The sequence below is a fragment of the Egibacter rhizosphaerae genome (genome assembly GCF_004322855.1).
Lineage (GTDB): Bacteria > Actinomycetota > Nitriliruptoria > Euzebyales > Egibacteraceae > Egibacter > Egibacter rhizosphaerae.
The window spans coordinates 2,518,455-2,538,356 of sequence record NZ_CP036402.1 but is presented as its reverse complement, the minus strand read 5'-3'; the positions used below and the strand labels follow the sequence as shown (position 1 = coordinate 2,538,356).

Sequence of the window (19,902 nt, the reverse complement as noted above, 5' to 3'; positions counted from 1 at the left end):
GGCCCAGGAGCGAGCGTCCGCGGAACCTTACAGAGCGGGTACCTCACGGCAAGCGGTGAGCAGCCCCGAGGGTCCGATCGCGGTGATCGGGAGCCTCCGGCACCGCACCGTCGCGCCGGACCTCACGCGACCTCGCTGCGGGGTGCGCGGTCGTGGCGGGCGAGGTCCTGCACCCCCGCGCGTGGGGGGACCGCGAACTGGGTAGGGCTCGCGGACCCGCCCGAAGCGGGCGGGCCGCAGCCGACCCAAGCGAGGAGGACGCCATGGCGGAGAACGTCTACAAGGTCATCGAGCTCGTCGGCACGAGCACCGAGTCCTGGGAGCGCGCCGCCGCCGCGGCAGTGGAGAAGGCTGGCCGCAGCCTGCGCGATCTGCGGGTGGCCGAGGTCGTGAAGCTCGACATGACCATCGAGGACGGCGGCGTCGCGCAGTTCCGCGCGAAGGTCAACGTCTCGTTCAAGTACGAGGCCTGAGCACCCACCCGGGAAACGGCGCGGGTCGTACGAGCTCTGCCGGGCAGGGGCTGCGGACAAGTCCGTCGATGTTCGGCATCCTGCGCCCATGGACGACGTCGCGCGGGTCCGCCCCAGTGATCTGCCGCAGCTCGATCGGTGCCGACGGCGGTTCGTACGGACCGTGACAGGCAGCGGGCTCACCCATGGCCCCAGCACGCACTCCCGGCGCCGCTTCGCCCTCGCCAATGCGGTCGTCGACGCCGCGCGGCGCGCCCACGCCCAGGCCGAGTCCGAGGGCGTCGCCCCGAGCGAGATCCTCGACGACACCGCGCCGCCGCGCGACCTCGAGGCCGAGGAACGGGCCGTCTTCGACGATGCCATGGCCGGCTACGGCGACGTGGCCGACGCGCGCGGGGGCCGACCCGTCGACCCGGCGCCCGACGCCTTCCCGGCGCGGACCAGCCGCAGCGGCCGGTTCAAGCTCTCGGTGACCATCGATGTCGCCCTCGTCGTCGACGGCATCACCGAGGTGCGGCGGCTGGCGTTCGGGCCGAGCCCCCACGGTCGATTGGCCGACGACCCGCGCGCGCGACTCACCGCGCTGGTCTGTGGCGGCACCGAGCCGCTGCGCTACGTGCACGTCGACGTGCTCCGCGCCTCGGCCTCGGTGGTCGACACCGACGCCGAAGAACGGCGCCGCTGGGGGGACGAGCTCGGGCCCAGGATCATCAGCGCACTCGACGAACCGGAGCCGGCCGCGACGCCGGGACCCTGGTGCAGTTCCTGTCCCGCGGTGCGGGGCTGCCCGGCGATCGGCGCCTCCGACCTGGCGTCGCCCCTCTCGTCCGCGGAGCGCGGGGGACCCGGCACGGGTGAACGCCCCGGCACCGACGAGGCGCCCGGCGCGAGCGAGAGCCCCACCACGGGTGGGAGCCGCGGCGCGGCGGGGATGGGCGGATGAGCGCGGCGGTCGGAGAGGGCGCCGAGCTGCCGGGTATCGAGCTCGCGCGAGAGCCCTACATCACCGTGTGGCCCTCGCGCCTGGCCGAGCTGGATCGTTGCGGGCGCGCGTACCGCAACCGCTACGTCCTGGGTCTGCGGGGCGAGGAGGCGCCCTCCCACCCCGCCCTCGAGCTCGGCCTCGCGGTGCACCGCGAACTGGAGAAGCGCCACACGGCGCCGGGCCGTCACGACGAGCCCGAGCCCATCCTCGAGCACGACCCGCAGACCCTCGAGGCCGTCGCCCGGTTCGTCGCCGCGCATCGGACCGTCTGCCCCGGCGGACCGCAGGGCGACGCCGCATACCGCGGCGGCGAGCGCACGCTGGGCTGGCGCTTCACCGACGAGCGCGTGCTGCTGCTCGCCACCATCGATGCGGTCTGGGAGCGCCCCGACGGCACGATCGAGCTCCGCGACTACAAGACCGGCGGCCTGGCCCCGGACCCCACCGAGGATCCGGCCGCAGCGGTGCACGCACTGCTCGGACGGCTGACCTGGCCCGACCGGCCGCTGCGCGTGGTGTACGAACGGCTCGCCCACGACCCGGTCCTCGCGGCCGTCGACGTCGACGAGGAGGTCGTGGCGGGGGCGGCCCGTCGGGTGCGCCACCACGCGGCCACGCTGCGGGCGGGGGACCTGCCCGCGCGCCCCGGCCCGGTGTGCGAGCCGTGCCCCTGGCGGTCGACCTGCCCGGCATCGGTGGCCACCGGAGCGTAGGACGCACGGGGCGGATCGACGGCGTCCCGTGCCCACCCGCCCCACGGCAGGCGGGCGGTCGGCTACGCGCGCTTGCGGGCGGTCGGCTACGCGCGCTTGAGGGCCGCGTCGGCGAGCGCGTCGCAGGCCTCCCCCAGGCGCAGCCCGACCACGTCGAGGCGCCGCAGCAACTCGCGTCGGGCCAGCACGTCACCGGTGACCGGCTCGGTGAACAGCTCCCGCAGCCCCTCCACGAAAGCGACGCGCACCCGGCTGACCCGTTTCGCGTCTCGCGCCGCGGCCGCCAGTCCCGCGATCGACCCCCCGTCGAGCTGCCCGATCACGGCATGCAGCGCGTTGAGCCCCGCCCAGAGCTCGTCGAGGGGCCGAACACAACCGCTCGGGTCACTCACCCGGAATGCGTCGAGTGTATCCGCCAGGTCCCGCAGGTTGTCGACGACGTTGTCGAGCGCCCGCGACAGGCGCATCAGGTCCTCACGGTCGAGCGGCGTCGTGAGCGACCGGTTCAGCTCCGCCACGAGGGTGTCCCGTGTCCGGTCGGCCTCGGCCTCGACCCGGCGCACCTCCGCGAGGGCCTCGTCGAGGCCCGTGTCGCCCGCAGCCGCGTCCCGGAGCCACGCGGCCGCCGAGATCCCGCAGTCGACCTGGCCCTGCAGCATCCCGACGAACTCGCCGTCGCGTCGCCCCGTCAGATCACGCAGCAGCGTGCGCAGCCACCTCATCGCTCGTCCCTTCCCGTCAGAGGAGCCCCAGCATCGCGCCCAGCACGACACCCGCCAGCGCGCTGGAGGGCAGCGTCAGCACCCACGCGAGCACCAGCCGCCCCGCAGCTCGCCAGCGCACGTGCCGCCGCCCGCGCGTGAGGCCCGCACCCACCAGGGAGCCGACGATCGATTGCGTCATGCTGACCGGCGCGCCGACCGCGGAGCTGCCGAGCACCGCGACCGCCGAGGCGGCCTCCGCGGCGACCTCGTCGCGAGGGCGGGTGCGCAGGACCCCACCTCCCGCGAGGGTCCCGCGCGCTCGCCGTACGCCGAGCGCCGCACCCACGCCGAAGAGCACCGGCACGACGACGAGCATCCACACCGGCGGCGCCACACCTGCCCCCACCGGCGCCAGCGTCGCGGCCGCCATGGCCGCATAGGTCTTCTGCCCGTCGTTGGCCGCGTAGGCGAGCGCCTGACCGGCCACGGTCACGACGTGCGCGCTGCGCACCCTCGATCTCGGGATCGCCCCGAGCCCGCGCAGCGCCAACCCGAGGGCACCGCCGACGAACGGCGCCGCGATCCCGACCAACACGACGACACCGACCCGGGACCACTCCACGCTCTCCCCCGCCCCGACGCCGGCGCCGACAACACCGCCGACGAGCGCGAGGGTGAGGCTCGTCGGCAGGCCTCTGCGGTTCAAGAGCCCGACGACCAGCAGACAGGCCGCCAACCCGGCGGCCAGCAACGTCCGACGGGTCGAGGGGTCAGCAGGGACGAGGCCGTCGGCCAGGGTCCCCGCGACCGCGGCGGCCCCGAGCGCGGGGACCAGCGCCAGGGTCGCGCAGATCAGCCCGATGACGGTGAGCGGGCGCAGCACCGGGGTCTTCAGCGATGCGGCGACCAGGGCGCCCCCATCGTTGACGCCGTTCAGGACCACGAAGCCGAGCGCAGCCACCAGGAAGACGAGCCCGAGCGGGTCGGTCACCGCCGGTCCTGTTGCCGCACTGCACCCTCCTCTTGCCCGCGGGCAGCGTCGACCGGCCACGCTCGGCCGCCCGCGGGCCCGTGCCCTTCGACGCCGCGCAACGCCGATGCGTCGACGGACCGACGCGCGCTCCGCATCATGGACCAGGCAAGATGGTTACACTCAACATCTGGGAGCCGTGCGCCCTGGGTTCGCGGGACCACGCGAACTCGAGCTTTCGCGCCGCCGTGGGCCGCTGCGCGCTGTGGTTCGGCCAAGGACCGCGGCACGGGCCACGTCGGCGGGCGACCCAACGATCAAGGTGACGAGTATGAGTGCGATCAGAGCCAACGGGCTCTTCAAGGTGTTCGGGTCCCACCCCGAGCGCGCCGTGGAGCCGTTGCAGGCGGGCGAGGATCGCGACGAGGTCTACGAGAGGACCGGCCAGTTCGCTGCTGTCGTCGACGCGACCTTCACCGTGGAACCGGGCCAGCTCTTCGTCGTGATGGGCCTGTCCGGCTCCGGCAAGTCGACCCTCGTGCGGATGGTGAACCGCCTGCTCGACGCGACCGCCGGCACGTGCGAGATCGACGGCACCGATATCGCGAGCCTGAACGATCACGACCTGCGCGATCTGCGGTCCCGCCGCATCAGCATGGTGTTCCAGAGCTTCGCGCTGTTCCCGCACCGCACCGTCCTCGAGAACGTCGGCTATGGGCTCGAGGTGCGCCGGATCGACCGTGAGGAGCGGGATCGACGCGCCAACGAGGCCCTCGAGATGGTCGGTCTCGAGGGCTGGGGAGAGCGCAAGCCGCACCAGCTGTCGGGCGGGATGCGCCAGCGAGTCGGTCTGGCCCGCGCCCTCGCGACCGACGCGGACATCATGCTCATGGACGAGCCGTTCAGCGCGCTCGATCCGCTGATCCGGCGGGACATCCAGGGTCAGCTGCTCGAGCTGCAGAGCACTCTCCAGAAGACGATCATCTTCATCACGCACGACCTGAACGAGGCCATGCGCCTCGGTGACCGGATCGCGGTAATGAAGGCCGGGGCGATCGTCCAGAACGACGAGCCCGAGAAGATCCTGAACAACCCCGCGAACGACTACGTCGCGGATTTCATCCAGGACGTCGACCGCTCTCGGATCCTCACCGCCGGGACCGTCGCGGTCGATCCCATCGAGACGCTCTCTCCGCGACACGGCCCCAAGGTCGGCATGCTCCAGCTGCGCGAGCGCCAGGCCCAGGGACTCTACGTCGTCGACCATGGCCGGAAGCTCGTGGGTGCGGTCCGCGACCAGGACCTCGCGGAGGCCGCGAACCGCGGTGACGCCACCCTCGAAGGGGTCGTTCACACCGAATACGAGGTCGTCTCACCGGACACCGCACTGTCGGACGTGCTCGAGATCGCGGCCAACCAGGAGCTGCCGGTGGCGGTCGTCGACGATGCCGGGGAGCTCGTCGGCGTCCTGCCCCGCGCGCTGCTGTTGTCGTCCCTCACGACCCCGGCCGAGCACCAGACCAACAGCGGAGAGGGGACTGCACCCAGCGGCGCGGTCGAACCGGAAGGGGCCCCCAGTGCTCAGTGACGCCATCGCGCCCACGGCCCAAGCCCTGCCGCGCATCCCGATCGGCGAGTGGTTCGCGGACTTCATCCGGTTCCTCACCAACGAGTTCGCTTGGCTGTTCGAAGGGATGCGGGCGGTGTTCGCAGCTTCCGTGGGCACCCTCGAGAGCGTGCTGCTGTTCCCGCACCCACTCGTGTTCATCGCGATCGTCACCGCGCTCGGCTGGTACCTGCGGGGCCCGGGCTTCGCGGTGTTCACGTTGCTCGCGTTCCTGCTCATCGACTCGATGGAGCTGTGGATACCGACGATGGATACGCTCGCGATGATCCTGATCGCGACGATCGTCGCGATCGCGGTCGCGATCCCCGTCGGCATCTGGGCCGCTCGCAGGGCCACGGTGAGCACGATCGTGCGGCCGATCCTCGACTTCATGCAGACGCTGCCGCCATTCGTCTATCTGATCCCCGCCGTGTTCCTCCTCCGCGTCGGCACGCCACCCGGGCTGCTCGCGACGCTGATCTTCGCGATCCCGCCGGGCGTGCGACTCGCCGAGCTCGGCATCCGGCAGGTCGACAAGGAGGTCGTGGAAGCCGCCGAGGCCTTCGGGGCCAGCAAGCGCCAGATCCTCTGGCGGGTCCAGGTGCCCCTCGCGATGCCGACGATCATGCAGGGCGTGAACCAGGTCATCATGCTCGCCCTGTCGATGGTCGTCATCGCGGGAATGATCGGTGCCGGTGGTCTTGGCTCCGAGGTCGTCGAAGGCGTCACACGTCTGCGGCTCGGGACCGGGTTCGAGGGCGGGATCGCCGTCGTGATCCTCGCCATCTTCCTCGACCGCATCACGAGCTTCATGCGCGATCGCGCCCTCGCCGAGTCGTAGCCGGTGATGGCCGAGGTTCAGCGATGCGCGCTGAGGGCACGATTCCAACGAGCCCGATAGCAGGGCCGCGTCCAGTGCGTTACCGTCGACTCACGAGGGGCGGGGTTCACTGTCCCCCTGTGTAGGATCGCCGTGAGATGAAAGGAAGTGAGGAGCCATCAGAAACAAGCCGCTCTTGTTCCTGTCGTTGCTCGCCGCACTGATGCTGCTGGTCGCAGCCTGTGAGGAGGACGTGGCAGACGACCCTGACGATGAGCCCGACGAGGAGGAAGAGGAAGAGCCCGACGAGGACCCCGACGAGGACGAAGAGGAAGAGCCCGACGAGGACCCCGACGAGGACGAAGAGGAAGAGCCCGACGAGGAGGAGGCCGAGGAGCCGGCCAACGGCGAGGTCTCGTTCGCGTGGATCCCCTGGGAGGAGAACATCGCGAACACCTTCCTCTGGGTCGAGATCCTCGAGCGTGAGGGTTACGAGGCCAGCGAGGAGCAGTACGACGTCGCGCCGACCTTCGCCGCCGTTGCCGGGGGCGACGAGGACGTCTTCCTCGACATGTGGCTCCCGACCACCCACGCCGACTACGAGGAGGAGTTCGGCGACGAGCTCGAGGAGCTCGGCGTCTGGTTCGACGACCCCGCCACGGTCGAGCTGACCGTGCCGGAGTACGTGTGCGAGGACGAGGGCGTCTGCTCGCACGAGGACCTCGCGGAGAACCCCGACCTCTTCGGTGGGGAGATCACCGGCATCGAAGCTGGTGCCGGGATGATGCAGACCCTCGACGAGGAGGTCATGCCCACTTACGGCCTCGACGAGGAGTTCGACCTCATCGACTCCTCGACCTCCGCGATGCGCGCTGAGCTCGAGACCGCGTACGACAACGAGGAGCCGATCGTCGTCACGCTGTGGACGCCGCACCCTGAGTACGCCGACAAGGACCTCCACATCCTGGAGGACCCCGAGGGCGCCTGGGGCGAGGGCGAGGAACTCCACGGGGTCGCACGGCCCGGCTTCAGCGAGGACATGCCCGAGGTCGCGGAGTGGCTCGAGAACTTCTCGATCGGCTCCGACGACATGGGTGCCCTGCAGGCCACGATCGAGGAGGCCGGCGAGGGCAACGAGCAGGAAGGCGCCGCCGAGTGGGTCGATGAGAACGAGGACCTCGTCGACGAGTGGCTCGGCCGCTAGGCGGTCCACGACCGTACACGCACCGACCCGTTGGGGGAGGGCCTTGGGCCCTCCCCCAACGGCTGTCGCCTCGTCCGGCGGGGCGAGCGGGGAGGGTGCCCCGGGTCGGTCCGGCTCGGCAGACTCGCGGAGGCCGTGCGCGAGCAGCGCGGCGGCCCGGACCGGGTCGTTCGGGTCGGGGGACCTGACCGCCTCTCCACGTGCGAGCCACCATGCCCCGCAAGCACCACCGCCGCCCACTCGCGTGGGCACTCGTCGGCGCGGCCGCGCTCGTGGCCGTGATCGCGTTGGCCGTTCCGGTCACCGCGCCCTCGCCGGAGCTCGAGGTCAACAGCCCGGAGGACGGCGCCGTGCTCGACGCCGACGCGGCGGAGGAGGCCACGTTCGTCGTGACCGCCAGCACCGCCGAGGCCGCGCGGGAGACCCACCTGCGGGTTGACGGCGAGGACGCGACCGGGATCGCCGAGCGCAACGGACGTCGGTGGCACCTCCCCTTGGCGGGGCTGGACGATGGGACCCGCACCGTCACGGCCGAGCTCACCGGCGGTGTCGGGCAGCGCGCGAGCGAGACACGAACGGTCGAGCTCGACACCGAACCTCCAGCGATCGAGCTCGACGCACCCGAGCCGCCAGTCGTGGCCGACGAGCCCTTGGTGGTGACCGGCCGGCTCGACGACCCCGACGCCGAGGTCCGGGCCGAGGGTGCGGAGGTCGAGCGCGACGGGGAGCGCTTCTCGGTCACCTACGACGCTGCGCCGCAGGGCGAGCTCACGATCGAGGCCGAGGACGAGGCCGGCAACGTCGCCGTGGCGAGCGAGTCGGTCGTGACGGTGCCGTCGCGGGTCGAGGCCGACGACCTGCGCAGCGTGCACGTCTCGTTCTGGGCGTGGACGTCCGAGAGCCTGCGCGAACCGGTCCTCGACCTGGCCGACCGCGGGCTCATCAACTCGGTGCAGCTCGACCTCAAGGACGAGTCGGGTACGGTCGGTTACGACTCCGAGGTCGAGTTCGCGCACGAATACGACGCCGTCGACCCCATCTACGAGCTCGACGAGGCGGTCGCCGAGCTCCACGACCGCGACGTGCACATCGCCGGGCGCATCGTGGTCTTCCGGGATCCCATCGTCGCCGAGCGGGCGTGGGAGGACGGCGAAGAGGGTCTCGTCGTCCAGCACGCCGACGGCAGCCTCTACGAGGGCTACGGGGGTTTCACGAACTTCGCGAGCGAGCGGATCCGCGAGTACCACCACGAGCTCGCCGAGGAAGCGGCACAAGCCGGTGTGGACGACATCCTGTGGGACTACGTCCGGCGTCCGGACGGCGATGAGGAGGAGTTCGCGTTCCCCGGTCTCGACGACGACACGACGCCCTCGGAGTCGATCGTCGAGTTCATCGCGGAAGCCGACGAACGACTCGAGCCGTACGGCGTCGGTCACGGCGCGTCGGTCTACGGGATCGCCGTCGATCGTCCCGACGAGATCGCCCAGGACATCGGGGGGATCGCCGAGCACGTCGACTACGTCGCGCCGATGGTCTACCCCTCGCACTGGGCGCCCGGGGAGTACGGGATCGACGACCCGGACGGCCAGCCCTACGACATCGTGCGGGCTTCGCTCGAGGACTTCCTCGAGATCACCGGGGACCGCCGCGCCCGCGTCGTGCCGTGGCTGCAGGACTTCTCGATGGGACAGACCTACGGTCCCGACGAGGTGCGAGCCCAGATCGACGCCGCCGCGGACCTCGACGTCGAGGAATGGATCCTCTGGGACGCGGGCGTCGACTACACGGAGGAAGCGCTGGAATAGCAGCGCGCGAACGAACGAGGACAGGGTCACGCGACCCTGGATCCCCGCGCCCCCGGGCGACCACCGGGGCTAGCGGGACTGGGACCCGCGCTCCTCCTCGAGCAACGCGTAGATCTCGGCCGCCCGGTAACGGCGGTGGCCACCGAGCGTGCGGATCGACGAGAGCTTCCCGGCCTTCGCCCATCGCGTCACGGTCTTCGGATCCACCCGGAACAGCTTCGCGACCTCGGAGGGCGTCAGCAGCTCGTCGTCCTCGGGACGATTCCCGGCCTCGGCTGCCATCTCGATTACCTCTCTATTCGTTCCGCGTGAACAAGCCGATGCCACGCCGGCCACCCAGGTCCCCCCTGGCTCGCACCCGATCCCCCGGGCGGGCGCCGAATCGGGCCTGCCTGGACAAAGCGTACTCCACGGACGCGTCCACCGACATTGGACCCTCTCGCACGTGGGAAACGCGTCACTACGACGCAGTGTTCCCAATCGTCCGGCCATTCACCGACGACCGTCGGTAGCATGCCGTTACGGTCCCGCACACCCCGCGGCGACCGTGACCGGAGCCCGCCCCACGCGCGCGGATCCGCGCGTGGGCCGACAAGGAGCGCTGTCAGCGATGCGAGGACCCTTCGCCGCGTTCAACGGGCACGAACAGGTGCTGTACGGCGCCGACGACGAGAGCGGTCTGCGCTGCATCATCGCGATCCACTCGACCGCCCTCGGCCCCGCGCTCGGGGGCACCCGCATGCTCCCCTACGAGTCCGAGGAGGACGCGCTCGAGGACGTGCTGCGCCTCTCCGAGGCCATGACCTACAAGGCCGCGGTCGCCGGCATCGACACCGGCGGCGGCAAGGCCGTCATCATCGGGGACCCCGAGACGGACAAGACCGAGGCTCTGCTGCGCGCCTACGGGCGCATGATCGGATCGCTCGGCGGCAGGTACACGACGGCGTGCGACGTCGGCACCTACCCCGACGACATTGCGACCATCCTCCGCGAGACGCCGCACGCCGTCGGAGCCCCGCCCGAGGAGCACGGGTCCGGCGATTCCGGCGTCTCCACCGCGCTGGGGACCTACGAGGGGCTGCGCGCCTGCGCCGAGGAGCGGTGGGGTGACCCCCGCCTGGGCGGCAAGCACGTCGCCGTTCAGGGCGTCGGCAAGGTCGGTCACCGGCTCGTGCACCACCTCGCGGAGGAGGGCGCGCGGGTCTCGGTCGCCGACGTCGACGAGGACCGCGCCGCCCGCTGCGCAGAGGAGACCCGCGCCGAGGTGGTCGCGCCCGACAAGATCCACGCGGTCGACTGCGACATCTTCAGCCCGAACGCGTTGGGCGAGGTCGTCACCGACCGGACGATCGGCGAGCTGTCCTGCGAGATCGTCGCCGGCGCGGCCAACAACCAGCTGAGCCGTGCGGACCTCGCCGACGAGCTCCGAGCCGCGGGCATCCTCTACGCCCCCGACTACGTCATCAACGCCGGCGGCCTGATCCAAGTGGCCGACGAGCTGCGCCCAGGTGGGTATCAGGAGCCGCGGGCCCGTCGGCGCGTCGCCCGCATCGGTGACCGCCTACGCGAGGTCTTCGCCCTGTCGCGTCAGGAGGACGTCTCGACCGAGGAGGCCGCGCACCGTGTCGCCGGGCGGCGCATCCACGCGATCAGCCGGCTGACCACCCTGCGGCTACCCGGCCGCGACTAGGCACCCGGCCTGCGACTGCGCGACTAGGCACCCGGCGCGGTGAGACCCGCGAGCTCCACACCCTCCGCGCCCGCACGGACCTCGCCGCACTCCCAGGCGTCGACGCCGCGGGCGCGCAGCACGTCGACCGCCGCCGCGCCGTCGGGCACGACAGCGAGCATGCCGGCGCCCATGTTGAACACGCGCCACATCTCCTCGGGCGCGATGGGCCCGTGCTCGGCGAGCACCCCGAACACGCCGGGGACCGCGAACGTCGTCGTGTCCACCAGGGCGCCGTGGCCGTCGGGCAGCACGCGCGCGAGGTTGCCGGGCACGCCCCCGCCGGTCACGTGGCAGAGGGCGTGGACGGGGGTCTCGCCGAGCAGCGCGAGGCAGTCCGGCGCGTAGATCCGGGTCGGGCGCAGCAACGCGTCCCCCAAGGTCTGCACCTTGAGCCCGTGGTCGGAGGCCAGGGCCAGTCCCGCGGCATCGACCACGCGCCGCGCCAGGCTGTAGCCGTTGCTGTGCAGCCCCGTCGACGCCATCGCGACGACGGCGTCGCCCGAGCGCACGCGGGCCGGCTCGAGCGCCTCCGCACGCTCCACGACGCCGACCCCGAAACCGGCGAGGTCGTACCGGTCGCTCGGCAGCACGCCGGGGTGTGCGGCGGACTCGCCTCCGAGCAGCGCACAGCCCGCCTGGACGCAGCCGTCGGCGATGCCCGCGAGCAGCTCGTCCACAACATCGGGGGACAGCTCGCCCGCGGCGACGTAGTCGAGGAACAGCAGCGGCTCGGCCCCGGTGCAGACGAGATCGTCGACGACCATCGCGACGAGGTCGACTCCCACGGTGTCGTGACGGCCGACGGCGTGGGCAAGCTCGAGCTTGGTCCCCACCCCGTCGCAGGACGCGACCAACAGCGGATCGGCGTACCGGTCGCGATCGAGTGCGAAGAGACCCGCGAACCCACTGGCGCTGTCCACCACCTCGGGGCGGGTGGCGCGGCGAGCGTGGTGTCCGGCACGCTCGGCCACCGCGTCGGCCACCTCGAGGTCGACCCCGGCGTCGCGGTACGTGATCCCCTCGCGACCGGACCGCGGGCCGCTCACGCGTCGCTGCCTTCCACGTGCGGGGGCGCCGGCGCGGCCACGGACGTCCCAGGCGACAGGTCGGTGAACAGGCTGGCTTGGGCGAGGGCCGGCTCGTCGGGGATCGGGATCGGGTACCGCCCGTCGAAGCAGGCCGTGCAGAGCGCGTCGCCGGGACGACGCGTGGCCTCGACCAGCCGTTCCTGGGGGAGGTAGGCGAGCGAGTCCGCCCCGACGAAGGCCCGGATCTCGTCGATGGTGAGCCCCGAGCCGATCAGCTCGGTCGGGGTGGCCATGTCGACGCCGTAGAAGCAGGGATGGCGGATCGGCGGGGACGTCACCCGCAGGTGGATCTCGCGTGCCCCGGCCTCGCGCAGCATCGCCATGAGTTGACGGCTGGTGTTGCCCCGCACGATCGAATCGTCGACCACCACGAGCCGCTGCCCGGCGATCACGTCGCGCAGCGGGTTCAGCTTCAGACGCACCCCGAGTTGGCGCAGCGACGGGCTGGGTTCGATGAACGTGCGGCCGACGTAGCGGTTCTTCACGAGGCCCTCGGCGTACGGGATGCCCGAGGCCTGCGCGTAGCCGGCCGCGGCGGCCGTGCCCGAGTCCGGAACGGGGACGACGAGGTCGGCGTCGGCAGGGGCCTCCTCGGCCAGCGCCTGCCCGAGCCGCCGGCGCGCGGCGGCCACGCTCGTCGTCGACCCGTCGGCGGCCGGCTCCACGTGGTCGGGCCGCGCGAGGTAGACGTACTCGAAGGCACAGAACGCGGGGTGGGCGGACGCGAACCGGCGCGTCCGCAGTCCGTGACGGTCGACGGTCACGACCTCGCCGGGCGCGACCTCGCGGATGAGATGCGCGCCGAGGATGTCGAGGGCGACCGTCTCGCTCGCCAGCACGTACCCGCCGGCTGGCAGCCTGCCGACCACCAGCGGTCGAACCCCGTGAGGATCGCGGGCCCCGACGATCGCGTCCTCGGTGAGCGCGACCAGCGAGTAGGCGCCCATCGCCTCCGAGCAGACGTCGGCCGTGGCCGCCTCGAGCCCCCCCTCGTCGAGGCGCTCGGCGAGCAGTGTCGCGAGCAGCTGGGAGTCGGTGCCGCACGCCCGCGTGCGACCCCCGGAGCCGGCGAGCGCCTCGGTGTTCGTGAGGTTGCCGTTGTGCGCGAGCGCCACGCCGGCGCCGCTGCCCGCCACCGTGAACGCGGGCTGGGCGTTGTCCCAGCTCGACGTCCCGCTGGTGGAGTACCGCACGTGCCCGATCCCGCGATCACCGGGCAGGCCGGCGAGGCGGGCCTCGTCGAACGCCTGGCTCACCAACCCCATCTCGCGGGACACGAGCAGCCGCGCGCCCTCGGACACCGCGATGCCGGCCGACTCCTGCCCGCGGTGCTGCAGCGCGTAGAGCGCGTAGTAGCAGAGGCGCGCCACCTCCTCGCCGGGCGCGCTGACCGCCACCACGCCGCACTCGTCACGGGCGCCCGTGGTCGCGGCCATCGCTCTCGCCTCCCTTGACGCGGCGCCCTGGCTGACTGTGCGCAGGATAACGGGCGTCCGCCAAGCGCGAACGGGGCCGGAACGGCCCGCAGTCGGTGTGGCAGGCTAGGGGCCGAGCCGGCACACCGTCCCGCGACCGCCCTGCCGACACGAGGGAGCTTCATGAGCGACTCAGCCCACGAACGTGGCGAGCAGGCGCGGGAAGTCACCCGCGCCGCTTTCGCCAAGGCGCTCAGCAGTACGGCCGCCGGCCTCTCGGCCGCGGCGAAGGCGTTGCAGAGCACGGCACAGCAGCTCCGTCCCCCGGACGACGACGCCGCGTCCGCCAAGGGCCGTCCCTCGGCCGGCACCACCACCGAGCCGCCGAAGCCGCCTTCGAGCCCGGGCAGCACCGCACCCGACGCATCCGGCTCGGCCGACGCCGCGAGCAGCACGAGTCCGGCGGCTTCGAGCAGCAAGATCGAGTCGCTGGCCGAGAAGCCGGTGCGGGCGCTGTTGGGCGAGCTCGACGCGTTGAAGCCGAGCGAGCTGCGGGCGCTGCGTCAAGCCGAGAACGCGAGCAAGCAGCGCAAGACCGTCCTCGACGCCATCGACCGCAAGCTCGGCAGCGCTTGACCCCTGCGGACCGACGCACCACGCCCGGTTCCCCGCACCGGGCCGAGGTCGATCACCCTCGCGCGGGTGCGCCCGCCTGCTCGTCCCCGGTCGACGGCCCGTCCGGGTCCAGCGCGCGGGGTAGCACGGCCCGCTGAGCGGCCTCCACCTCCGCCAGATCGAGAGCGAGCCAGTCGCCGATCGCCAGACGCGGCGTCGCGGTCACGGTGCCCAGCGCGCGTGCGGCGATTCCCTCCGCCGCGGCCCGTTGCGCGAGCGCGGTGGGACGCTCCGTGATCGCCAGCACCCGCGTCGGGAGCTCACCGAGCAGCCATGCGAGGGGATCGACGACGTCCGTGCGGTCCCCGTCGCCCACGGGCGCGATGTCGGCGCCGAGCCCCGTACCACGTAGCGCCTCGACCAGCGCCACGAGCAATCCCCCGTCGGCGACGTCGTGTGCACCAGTGAGCTCGTCGGCCTCGTTCGCCGTTCGGAGCACGCGGTGCAGCGCGGCCTCGGCGGCCAGGTCGACCTCGGGTGGGCGCCCGGCGATCCGGCCGGCCACGTGCCACTGCACCGCCGACCCGGCCAGGGCTGCCGCGGCGGCCTCTTCCCGATCCGCCGGTTCCGGCGCCGCCAGGAGCACGACCGTGTCCCCCGCACGGCGCGCCCACGGTCCCACGGCCTCGGCGACGTCGTCGAGCACCCCGAGCACCCCGACGACCGGGGTGGGGTGGATCGGCCGGTCGCCCGTCTGGTTGTAGAACGACACGTTGCCCCCGGTGATGGGGGTCCCGAGCGCATCAGCGGCCGCCGCGAGCCCGTCGACGGTGGCGGAGAAGGCACCCATCACGTCCGCCCGTTCCGGGGCCCCGAAGTTCAGGTTGTTGGTCGCCCCGACCGGCTCCGCCCCGACGCAGGCCACGTTGCGCGCGGCCTCGGCGAGGACCAGGCGGGCTCCTCGTCCGGGATCGAGGGCACAGCGCCGGGGGTGCCCGTCCACCGCCACCGCGACCGCGCACGTCGAGCGCCCGGCGGGGTCACCGTCGAGCCGCTCGGTCGGCAGGCGCAACACCGCCGCGTCGGCGCCGGGTCCGAGCACGGTCGCCGCTCCGACGATCGCGTCGTACTGCTCGGTGATCCAGTCACAGGGCGCGACGTCGGGGGCGGTCAGCACCGTCCAGGCCGCGTCGTCGAGGTCGATCCCGAGGAGGTCGGCGCGGGCGTCGTCCTGCCCCGCCGGATGGGCCCACGTCCCCACGGGCCGCTCGTAGACCGGCCCGTCGTCGGCGAGCGAGACCGCGGGGGCGTCCATCACGATCTCGCCCTCGTGGGTGGCGACCAGGCGGTCCCCCGTGGTGATCTCGCCGATCGGGGTCGCCGCGACGCCCCAGCGGGCACAGACGTCGAGCACGGACCCGAGTCGGTCGGGGTCGACGAGCGCGAGCATGCGTTCCTGCGACTCCGAGCACAGGATCTCCCATGCCTGCATCGACGGCTCCCGCAACGGCACCCGGTCGAGGTCGAGGTGGATGCCGAGTTCCGCGGCCGCGGCCATCTCCGCTGCGGAGCAGACGATGCCGGCCGCGCCCATGTCCTGGATCCCCGACAGCAGCTCGGCGTCGACGAGCTCCAGGCAACACTCGATCAACAGCTTGCCGGCGAAGGGGTCGCCGACCTGGACGTTGGGGCGCTTCGCCTCGTCGGCGTCCGACGCCCCGAACCCTGCCGAGGCGAGCACCGACGCGCCGCCGATTCCGTCCCGCCCGGTGCGCTGGCCGACGAGCACCGCGACGTGCCCGGGACGTTCCGCGCGGGCGAGCTGCACGCGGTCGGCGGGGACCGCCCCCACGCAGAGCACGTTCACCAGCGGATTGGTCGCGTAGGCGGGATCGAAGTCGGTCTCGCCGCCGACGGTCGGCACCCCGATCGAGTTGCCGTAGCCTCCCACGCCACGGACGACACCGTCGGCGACGCGCCGAGCCACCGGGTCGTCCGGATCCCCGAATCGCAGCGCGTCGAGCAGCGCGATCGGACGGGCGCCCATCGTCAGGACGTCGCGGATGATTCCCCCCACCCCGGTCGCCGCGCCCTGGTAGGGCTCGACGAAGCTCGGGTGATTGTGGCTCTCGATCTTGAAGGCCGCGGCGAGTCCCTCGGCGACACTGACGACGCCCGCGTTCTCCCCCGGGCCCACGAGCACGCGCGGGCCTTGCGCCGGCAGACGACGCAGGTGGATCCGCGACGACTTGTACGAGCAGTGCTCGGACCACATGACCGAGTACGCGCCGAGCTCGGCGGACGACGGGTCGCGACCGAGCGTGCGTCGGATCGCGGTCAGCTCGTCCTCGGTGAGACCGAGCTCGCCGGCGAGCCCATCCGGATCGGGGGCCGACGCCGGGGTTCCGGTGGGGGCGGGGCTGGTCATCGCGCCAGACGCTAGCCGACGGTGCGCCACCGTGCCCGTCGAACGGGCCGACCGGACGGGTCAGGTGACCGAGGGGACACGTCGCAGTCCGCCGGCGACTCGGCACATTGGCTGCGTTCCCACCCAACCACGATCCGGACCCAGCCGATGCCCGACTCGCACCGTCCTCCGCGTGTCCCGCGTCAGAACGGACGGCTTGCGTCGGCCGTGGCCGCCGCCGCCGCCATCCTCGTCGTCATCGTCCTTCTCGCCGTCGGGCTGACCACCGGCAATGGCGACGTCGCCGGCACGGGTGGGCTGCACGAGCGCGTCCAGTTCTCGGAATCGTCCGATTGACGACGCGGCGCTGAGACCCACCCCGGAGCACTACCCGACCCCGGAGCACTACCCGACCCCGGGGCACTACCGGAACCCGGGGCACTACCCGGCGCCGGCCCGCACGCTCCCGGGAGTGCCCACCGTCCCGAGGACGGCCCTCCCGTCGGTCGGGCCGAGCAGGGCCTCGACGGCGTGCTCGGGGTGGGGCATGAGGCCGGCGACGTTGCCGCCGCGGTTGGTGACGCCAGCGATCCCCCGCACCGAGCCGTTCGGGTTCGCGGCGTCGGTGACGGCCCCGTCGGCGTCGCAGTAGCGGAGCAACACCTGCCCCGATGCGGCCAGGCCGTCGGGATCGTCGACCACGTAACGGCCCTCGCCGTGCTTGATGGGCAGCTCGAGCACCGCACCAGTCGGCGCCGCGAGCCACGGACCGGTGCGCTCGACCCGGACGGGCTGCCGACGGTGCACGAATCGCAGCCCCACGTTGCGCACGAGCGCGCCGGGCAGGAGCCCCGCCTCGCACAGCACCTGGAAGCCGTTGCAGATCCCGAGCACGCGTCCCCCGCGCTCCGCGAAGGCGGCGACCGCCGACATGATCGGGGCGAACTGCGCCAGGGCACCCGTGCGCAGGTAGTCCCCGTACGTGAAGCCGCCGGGCAACACGACCGCATCGACGCCATCGAGCCGGTCGTGGTCGTGGCGGATCAACACGGGCTCGGCACCGAGCAGCACGAGGGCACGTACCGCGTCGCGCTCGTCGCACGAGCCGGGGAACTGCACGACGCCGATCCGCATGGGCGCACGCTAACACCGCCGACGAACAGACGGTCAGGGGAGGCCGACGTGTGGACGGTCAGCGGAGATCGACGTGTGGACGGTCAGCGGAAGCCGGCTGCACGCAGGCGCTCCACGGCCTCCTCGCGCTCGAGCGCGAGCAGCTCGGCGGTGTCCTCGCACGCCCGACTCGGCCGGTCGAGGGCCGCCTCGCAGGCCCGGGCCTGGCGTGCCCGCGCGTCGAGCGCGGTCCGTGCGCCGTCGAGCTCGTCCCCCCGGTCAGCCGCGCGGAGCAGGTCCGCCTCGTGGGCCAGCAGCGGCACGATCAACTCGGCGGCCTGTTGGGCGTAGCGCGCGTTCGCGTACACCACCGGCGGGTCGGAGACCAGGTCGGTCGTCACGTCGACCCCTGTCGCCTCGAACGTCGCGAAGCGCAGGATCGCGCCGTGATCGGCTAGCGGCTCGAGCCCGTCCGCGAGCTCGTCGACCTCGCCCAGGGAGTCGCAGGCCGCGTCGACCGCTCCGTAAAGCGTTGCCCGGTCCTGCTCGGTCCCGGCCACGCGCAGCCCCTCCGCGGCCGAGCAAGGCGCGTCGATCCGTTCGGGATCGGCCTCGCCCGCGACGAGCTCGCCCACCCCGGTAGTATACGGCCCCTCGGGGGGCGGACGGCGCTCGGCCGCCGGCACGTCCTCACCCCCCAGCAGGCCGGTCCCGAACCCGAGGAACGCGATGCCGCCGACGACGAGGACCAGAGGCACGAAGGCCAGCGCGGTGAGGACGAACCAGCGCGGCAGGATCGGTTCCCCGAGCTCGTCGTCGACCGGCAGCCCCTCGTAGGGATCCTTGCCGGACCGGCGCGCGAGCCGCTCGGTCAAGCGGCGAGCCGGTCGGGTGCGCCGCTCGCTCACCGGCGTTCGTCGTCGGCGATGCGCCAGCTGAACCGCTCGATCACGGGGTTGGCGAGCAGCCGGTCCGCGAGCCCGTCGACCGTGGTCGCGACGTCGACGTCGTCGGGCACGGACAGCTCGATGTGCTTGCCCACCCGCACGTCGCCGATCCCGTCGTAGCCGAGCTGTGGCAGCGCGGCCTCGATGGCCTGGCCCTGTGGGTCGAGGATCTCGTCCTTGAGCATCACGTCGATGTGCACGCGGGGCACCGGCACTCCTTCTTCGCTGCTCTGATCGATCATCAGGGCTCGCCGTCGCGCGATCGGCGGGTTGTGCCTCGTGGTCGGCGGGTCGTACCTCGTGATCGGCCGTCGTGCCTCGGGATCGGCGGTCAGGCCTCGGGATCGGCGGTCAGGGCCCGGGAGCGGCCCAGGCCGAGAAGGGCCGGCCGGTCAACCGCTCGTACGCGGCAACGTAGCGTTCGCGCGTCGCGGCGACGACCTCGTCGGGCAGCTCGGGGCCGGGCGGGCGACGATCCCAGCCACTGGAGGTCAGCCAGTCGCGCAGCGGCTGCTTGTCGAACGAGGGTGGCGGGCGGCCGGGTTCCCACTCGGCCTCGGGCCACAGGCGCGACGAGTCGGGCGTGCCGACCTCGTCGATCAGCACGAGCTCGCCGTCGATCAGGCCGAACTCGAGCTTCGTGTCAGCGAGGATGAGGCCCGCGGCGCGGGCCCGCTCGGCGAGGCGCTCGTAGACCTGCAGCGTGAGCGTCTCGAGCCGCTCGGCCAGGTCCCCACCGACGAGCCCGGCCACGGCGGCATGGTCGATGTTCTCGTCGTGCGCGCCCTCGTCCCGGGCCTTCGTGGACGGCGTGAACACGGCCTCGGGCAGCTCGGCCGCCTCCACCAGGCCGGGCGGCAGCGGCACGCCGCCGATGGTTCCCGTGGCGCGGTAGTCGGCCCACCCCGAGCCGGCCAGATATCCACGGGCGACGCACTCGACGGGCAACGGAGCCGCCTGCCGGCAGAGCATCGCCCGACCCTCCAGTTCGTCGGCGAACGCCGCGAGCCCCGCGGGCATCGCCGCGACGTCGCAGGTGATCCGGTGGGTGGGCAGCAGGTCCGCGAGCTCGTCGAGCCAGTGGTCGGTGAGCCCGGTGAGGACCCGGCCCTTGTCGGGGATGGGCGTGGGCAACACGACATCGAAGGCGCTGATCCGGTCGCTGGCGACGAGCAGGATCGCGTCGTCACCGACCGCGTACCGCTCGCGAACCTTGCCGGGCTCGAGTCGCACCACTCGGGGGAGCTCGGCAGGGTCCGCGGGGCGGGTCGGCTCGAACATGCTGACAGGCTACGCAGCCGGCGG

20 protein-coding genes are annotated in these 19,902 nt (G+C 72.6%); 10 read left to right on the top strand and 10 right to left on the bottom strand.

Annotated features, from left to right (window positions below):
• Positions 1–263 precede the first annotated feature (263 nt).
• The 3 genes from ER308_RS11880 to ER308_RS11870 all read left to right on the top strand — a co-directional run bounded on the left by ER308_RS11880 (position 264) and on the right by ER308_RS11870 (position 2,171).
• Positions 264–473 carry a dodecin family protein gene (locus ER308_RS11880; RefSeq protein ID WP_131155192.1) on the top strand — a complete coding sequence of 70 codons (210 nt, stop codon included), beginning with the start codon at positions 264–266 and terminating at the stop codon, positions 471–473.
• A gap of 88 nt (positions 474–561) precedes the next feature.
• A complete protein-coding gene (locus ER308_RS11875) occupies positions 562–1,416 on the top strand; it encodes a hypothetical protein (RefSeq protein ID WP_131155191.1) in 855 nt (284 codons plus the stop codon).
• Complete coding sequence (locus ER308_RS11870; protein ID WP_131155190.1) at positions 1,413–2,171, top strand: PD-(D/E)XK nuclease family protein; 759 nt, start codon at positions 1,413–1,415, stop codon at positions 2,169–2,171. Before ER308_RS11875 ends, ER308_RS11870 begins: the two co-directional genes overlap by 4 nt.
• A gap of 86 nt (positions 2,172–2,257) precedes the next feature.
• Here the strand turns inward: ER308_RS11870 and ER308_RS11865 are convergent, their stop codons facing one another.
• Positions 2,258–2,893: a DUF47 domain-containing protein gene (locus ER308_RS11865; protein WP_131155189.1), complete on the bottom strand. Its 636-nt coding sequence runs from the start codon at positions 2,891–2,893 to the stop codon at positions 2,258–2,260.
• Positions 2,894–2,909: 16 nt separating this feature from the next.
• The gene (locus ER308_RS11860) at positions 2,910–3,866 is read right to left on the bottom strand and encodes an inorganic phosphate transporter (protein ID WP_131155188.1); all 957 of its coding nucleotides are present in this window, start codon (positions 3,864–3,866) and stop codon (positions 2,910–2,912) included.
• 310 nt (positions 3,867–4,176) lie between these two features.
• Between ER308_RS11860 and ER308_RS11855 the strand changes: the two genes are divergently transcribed.
• The 4 genes from ER308_RS11855 (at position 4,177) to ER308_RS11840 (ending at position 9,280) form a co-directional block, all read left to right on the top strand.
• Complete coding sequence (locus tag ER308_RS11855) at positions 4,177–5,433, top strand: quaternary amine ABC transporter ATP-binding protein (protein ID WP_131155187.1); 1,257 nt, start codon at positions 4,177–4,179, stop codon at positions 5,431–5,433.
• Positions 5,423–6,292 (top strand): ABC transporter permease, encoded by an 870-nt coding sequence (locus tag ER308_RS11850; protein ID WP_165491680.1) that lies wholly within the window; start codon positions 5,423–5,425, stop codon positions 6,290–6,292. Before ER308_RS11855 ends, ER308_RS11850 begins: the two co-directional genes overlap by 11 nt.
• Positions 6,293–6,467: 175 nt before the next feature.
• On the top strand, positions 6,468–7,475 hold the full coding sequence (locus ER308_RS11845) for a glycine betaine ABC transporter substrate-binding protein (RefSeq protein WP_131155185.1): 1,008 nt from the start codon (positions 6,468–6,470) through the stop codon (positions 7,473–7,475).
• Between the two features lie 200 nt (positions 7,476–7,675).
• Positions 7,676–9,280, top strand: coding sequence for a putative glycoside hydrolase (locus tag ER308_RS11840; protein WP_165492030.1), 1,605 nt, complete (start codon positions 7,676–7,678; stop codon positions 9,278–9,280).
• 69 nt (positions 9,281–9,349) lie between these two features.
• Here ER308_RS11840 and ER308_RS11835 read toward each other — a convergent pair whose 3' ends face one another.
• On the bottom strand, positions 9,350–9,562 hold the full coding sequence (locus tag ER308_RS11835; protein ID WP_131155183.1) for a BldC family transcriptional regulator: 213 nt from the start codon (positions 9,560–9,562) through the stop codon (positions 9,350–9,352).
• A gap of 328 nt (positions 9,563–9,890) precedes the next feature.
• Between ER308_RS11835 and ER308_RS11830 the strand changes: the two genes are divergently transcribed.
• Positions 9,891–10,970, top strand: a complete 1,080-nt coding sequence (locus tag ER308_RS11830) for a Leu/Phe/Val dehydrogenase (protein WP_131155182.1) — start codon at positions 9,891–9,893, stop codon at positions 10,968–10,970.
• A 23-nt stretch (positions 10,971–10,993) separates the two neighbouring features.
• On the opposite strand, the gene purM is transcribed toward ER308_RS11830, so the two are convergent.
• Together purM and purF are read right to left on the bottom strand one after the other, a co-directional pair.
• Positions 10,994–12,058: a phosphoribosylformylglycinamidine cyclo-ligase gene (gene purM / locus ER308_RS11825; RefSeq protein WP_131155181.1), complete on the bottom strand. Its 1,065-nt coding sequence runs from the start codon at positions 12,056–12,058 to the stop codon at positions 10,994–10,996.
• Entirely contained in the window at positions 12,055–13,536 is a 1,482-nt protein-coding gene (gene purF / locus ER308_RS11820; protein ID WP_131155180.1) for an amidophosphoribosyltransferase, read from the bottom strand. Before purF ends, purM begins: the two co-directional genes overlap by 4 nt.
• Before the next feature lie 162 nt (positions 13,537–13,698).
• On the opposite strand from purF, the gene ER308_RS11815 reads away from it, so the two are divergent.
• Positions 13,699–14,151 carry a hypothetical protein gene (locus tag ER308_RS11815; protein WP_131155179.1) on the top strand — a complete coding sequence of 151 codons (453 nt, stop codon included), beginning with the start codon at positions 13,699–13,701 and terminating at the stop codon, positions 14,149–14,151.
• Positions 14,152–14,203: 52 nt separating this feature from the next.
• Here the strand turns inward: ER308_RS11815 and purL are convergent, their stop codons facing one another.
• Positions 14,204–16,558, bottom strand: coding sequence for a phosphoribosylformylglycinamidine synthase subunit PurL (gene purL / locus ER308_RS11810; protein ID WP_131155178.1), 2,355 nt, complete (start codon positions 16,556–16,558; stop codon positions 14,204–14,206).
• Positions 16,559–16,765: 207 nt separating this feature from the next.
• Between purL and ER308_RS22810 the strand changes: the two genes are divergently transcribed.
• On the top strand, positions 16,766–16,894 hold the full coding sequence (locus ER308_RS22810) for a hypothetical protein (protein WP_276319842.1): 129 nt from the start codon (positions 16,766–16,768) through the stop codon (positions 16,892–16,894).
• A gap of 84 nt (positions 16,895–16,978) precedes the next feature.
• On the opposite strand, the gene purQ is transcribed toward ER308_RS22810, so the two are convergent.
• The 4 genes from purQ to ER308_RS11790 form a co-directional block, all read right to left on the bottom strand.
• Positions 16,979–17,671 carry a phosphoribosylformylglycinamidine synthase subunit PurQ gene (gene purQ / locus ER308_RS11805; RefSeq protein WP_131155177.1) on the bottom strand — a complete coding sequence of 231 codons (693 nt, stop codon included), beginning with the start codon at positions 17,669–17,671 and terminating at the stop codon, positions 16,979–16,981.
• A gap of 83 nt (positions 17,672–17,754) precedes the next feature.
• On the bottom strand, positions 17,755–18,558 hold the full coding sequence (locus ER308_RS11800) for a hypothetical protein (protein WP_131155176.1): 804 nt from the start codon (positions 18,556–18,558) through the stop codon (positions 17,755–17,757).
• Positions 18,555–18,806 (bottom strand): phosphoribosylformylglycinamidine synthase subunit PurS, encoded by a 252-nt coding sequence (purS, locus tag ER308_RS11795; RefSeq protein ID WP_205745583.1) that lies wholly within the window; start codon positions 18,804–18,806, stop codon positions 18,555–18,557. Before purS ends, ER308_RS11800 begins: the two co-directional genes overlap by 4 nt.
• A gap of 142 nt (positions 18,807–18,948) precedes the next feature.
• Positions 18,949–19,878, bottom strand: a complete 930-nt coding sequence (locus ER308_RS11790) for a phosphoribosylaminoimidazolesuccinocarboxamide synthase (protein WP_131155175.1) — start codon at positions 19,876–19,878, stop codon at positions 18,949–18,951.
• Between the last annotated feature and the right edge of the window lie 24 nt (positions 19,879–19,902).

What these genes read in the sequence shown, in the direction of transcription:
- ER308_RS11880 (WP_131155192.1), top strand. Translation starts at nt 264, where the DNA reads ATGGCGGAGAACGTCTACAAGGTCATCGAGCTCGTCGGCACGAGCACC.
- ER308_RS11875 (WP_131155191.1), top strand. Translation starts at nt 562, where the DNA reads ATGGACGACGTCGCGCGGGTCCGCCCCAGTGATCTGCCGCAGCTCGAT.
- ER308_RS11870 (WP_131155190.1), top strand. Translation starts at nt 1,413, where the DNA reads ATGAGCGCGGCGGTCGGAGAGGGCGCCGAGCTGCCGGGTATCGAGCTC.
- ER308_RS11865 (WP_131155189.1), bottom strand. Translation starts at nt 2,893, where the DNA reads ATGAGGTGGCTGCGCACGCTGCTGCGTGATCTGACGGGGCGACGCGAC.
- ER308_RS11855 (WP_131155187.1), top strand. Translation starts at nt 4,177, where the DNA reads ATGAGTGCGATCAGAGCCAACGGGCTCTTCAAGGTGTTCGGGTCCCAC.
- ER308_RS11835 (WP_131155183.1), bottom strand. Translation starts at nt 9,562, where the DNA reads ATGGCAGCCGAGGCCGGGAATCGTCCCGAGGACGACGAGCTGCTGACG.
- ER308_RS11830 (WP_131155182.1), top strand. Translation starts at nt 9,891, where the DNA reads ATGCGAGGACCCTTCGCCGCGTTCAACGGGCACGAACAGGTGCTGTAC.
- purF (WP_131155180.1), bottom strand. Translation starts at nt 13,536, where the DNA reads ATGGCCGCGACCACGGGCGCCCGTGACGAGTGCGGCGTGGTGGCGGTC.
- ER308_RS11815 (WP_131155179.1), top strand. Translation starts at nt 13,699, where the DNA reads ATGAGCGACTCAGCCCACGAACGTGGCGAGCAGGCGCGGGAAGTCACC.
- purL (WP_131155178.1), bottom strand. Translation starts at nt 16,558, where the DNA reads ATGACCAGCCCCGCCCCCACCGGAACCCCGGCGTCGGCCCCCGATCCG.
- purQ (WP_131155177.1), bottom strand. Translation starts at nt 17,671, where the DNA reads ATGCGGATCGGCGTCGTGCAGTTCCCCGGCTCGTGCGACGAGCGCGAC.
- ER308_RS11790 (WP_131155175.1), bottom strand. Translation starts at nt 19,878, where the DNA reads ATGTTCGAGCCGACCCGCCCCGCGGACCCTGCCGAGCTCCCCCGAGTG.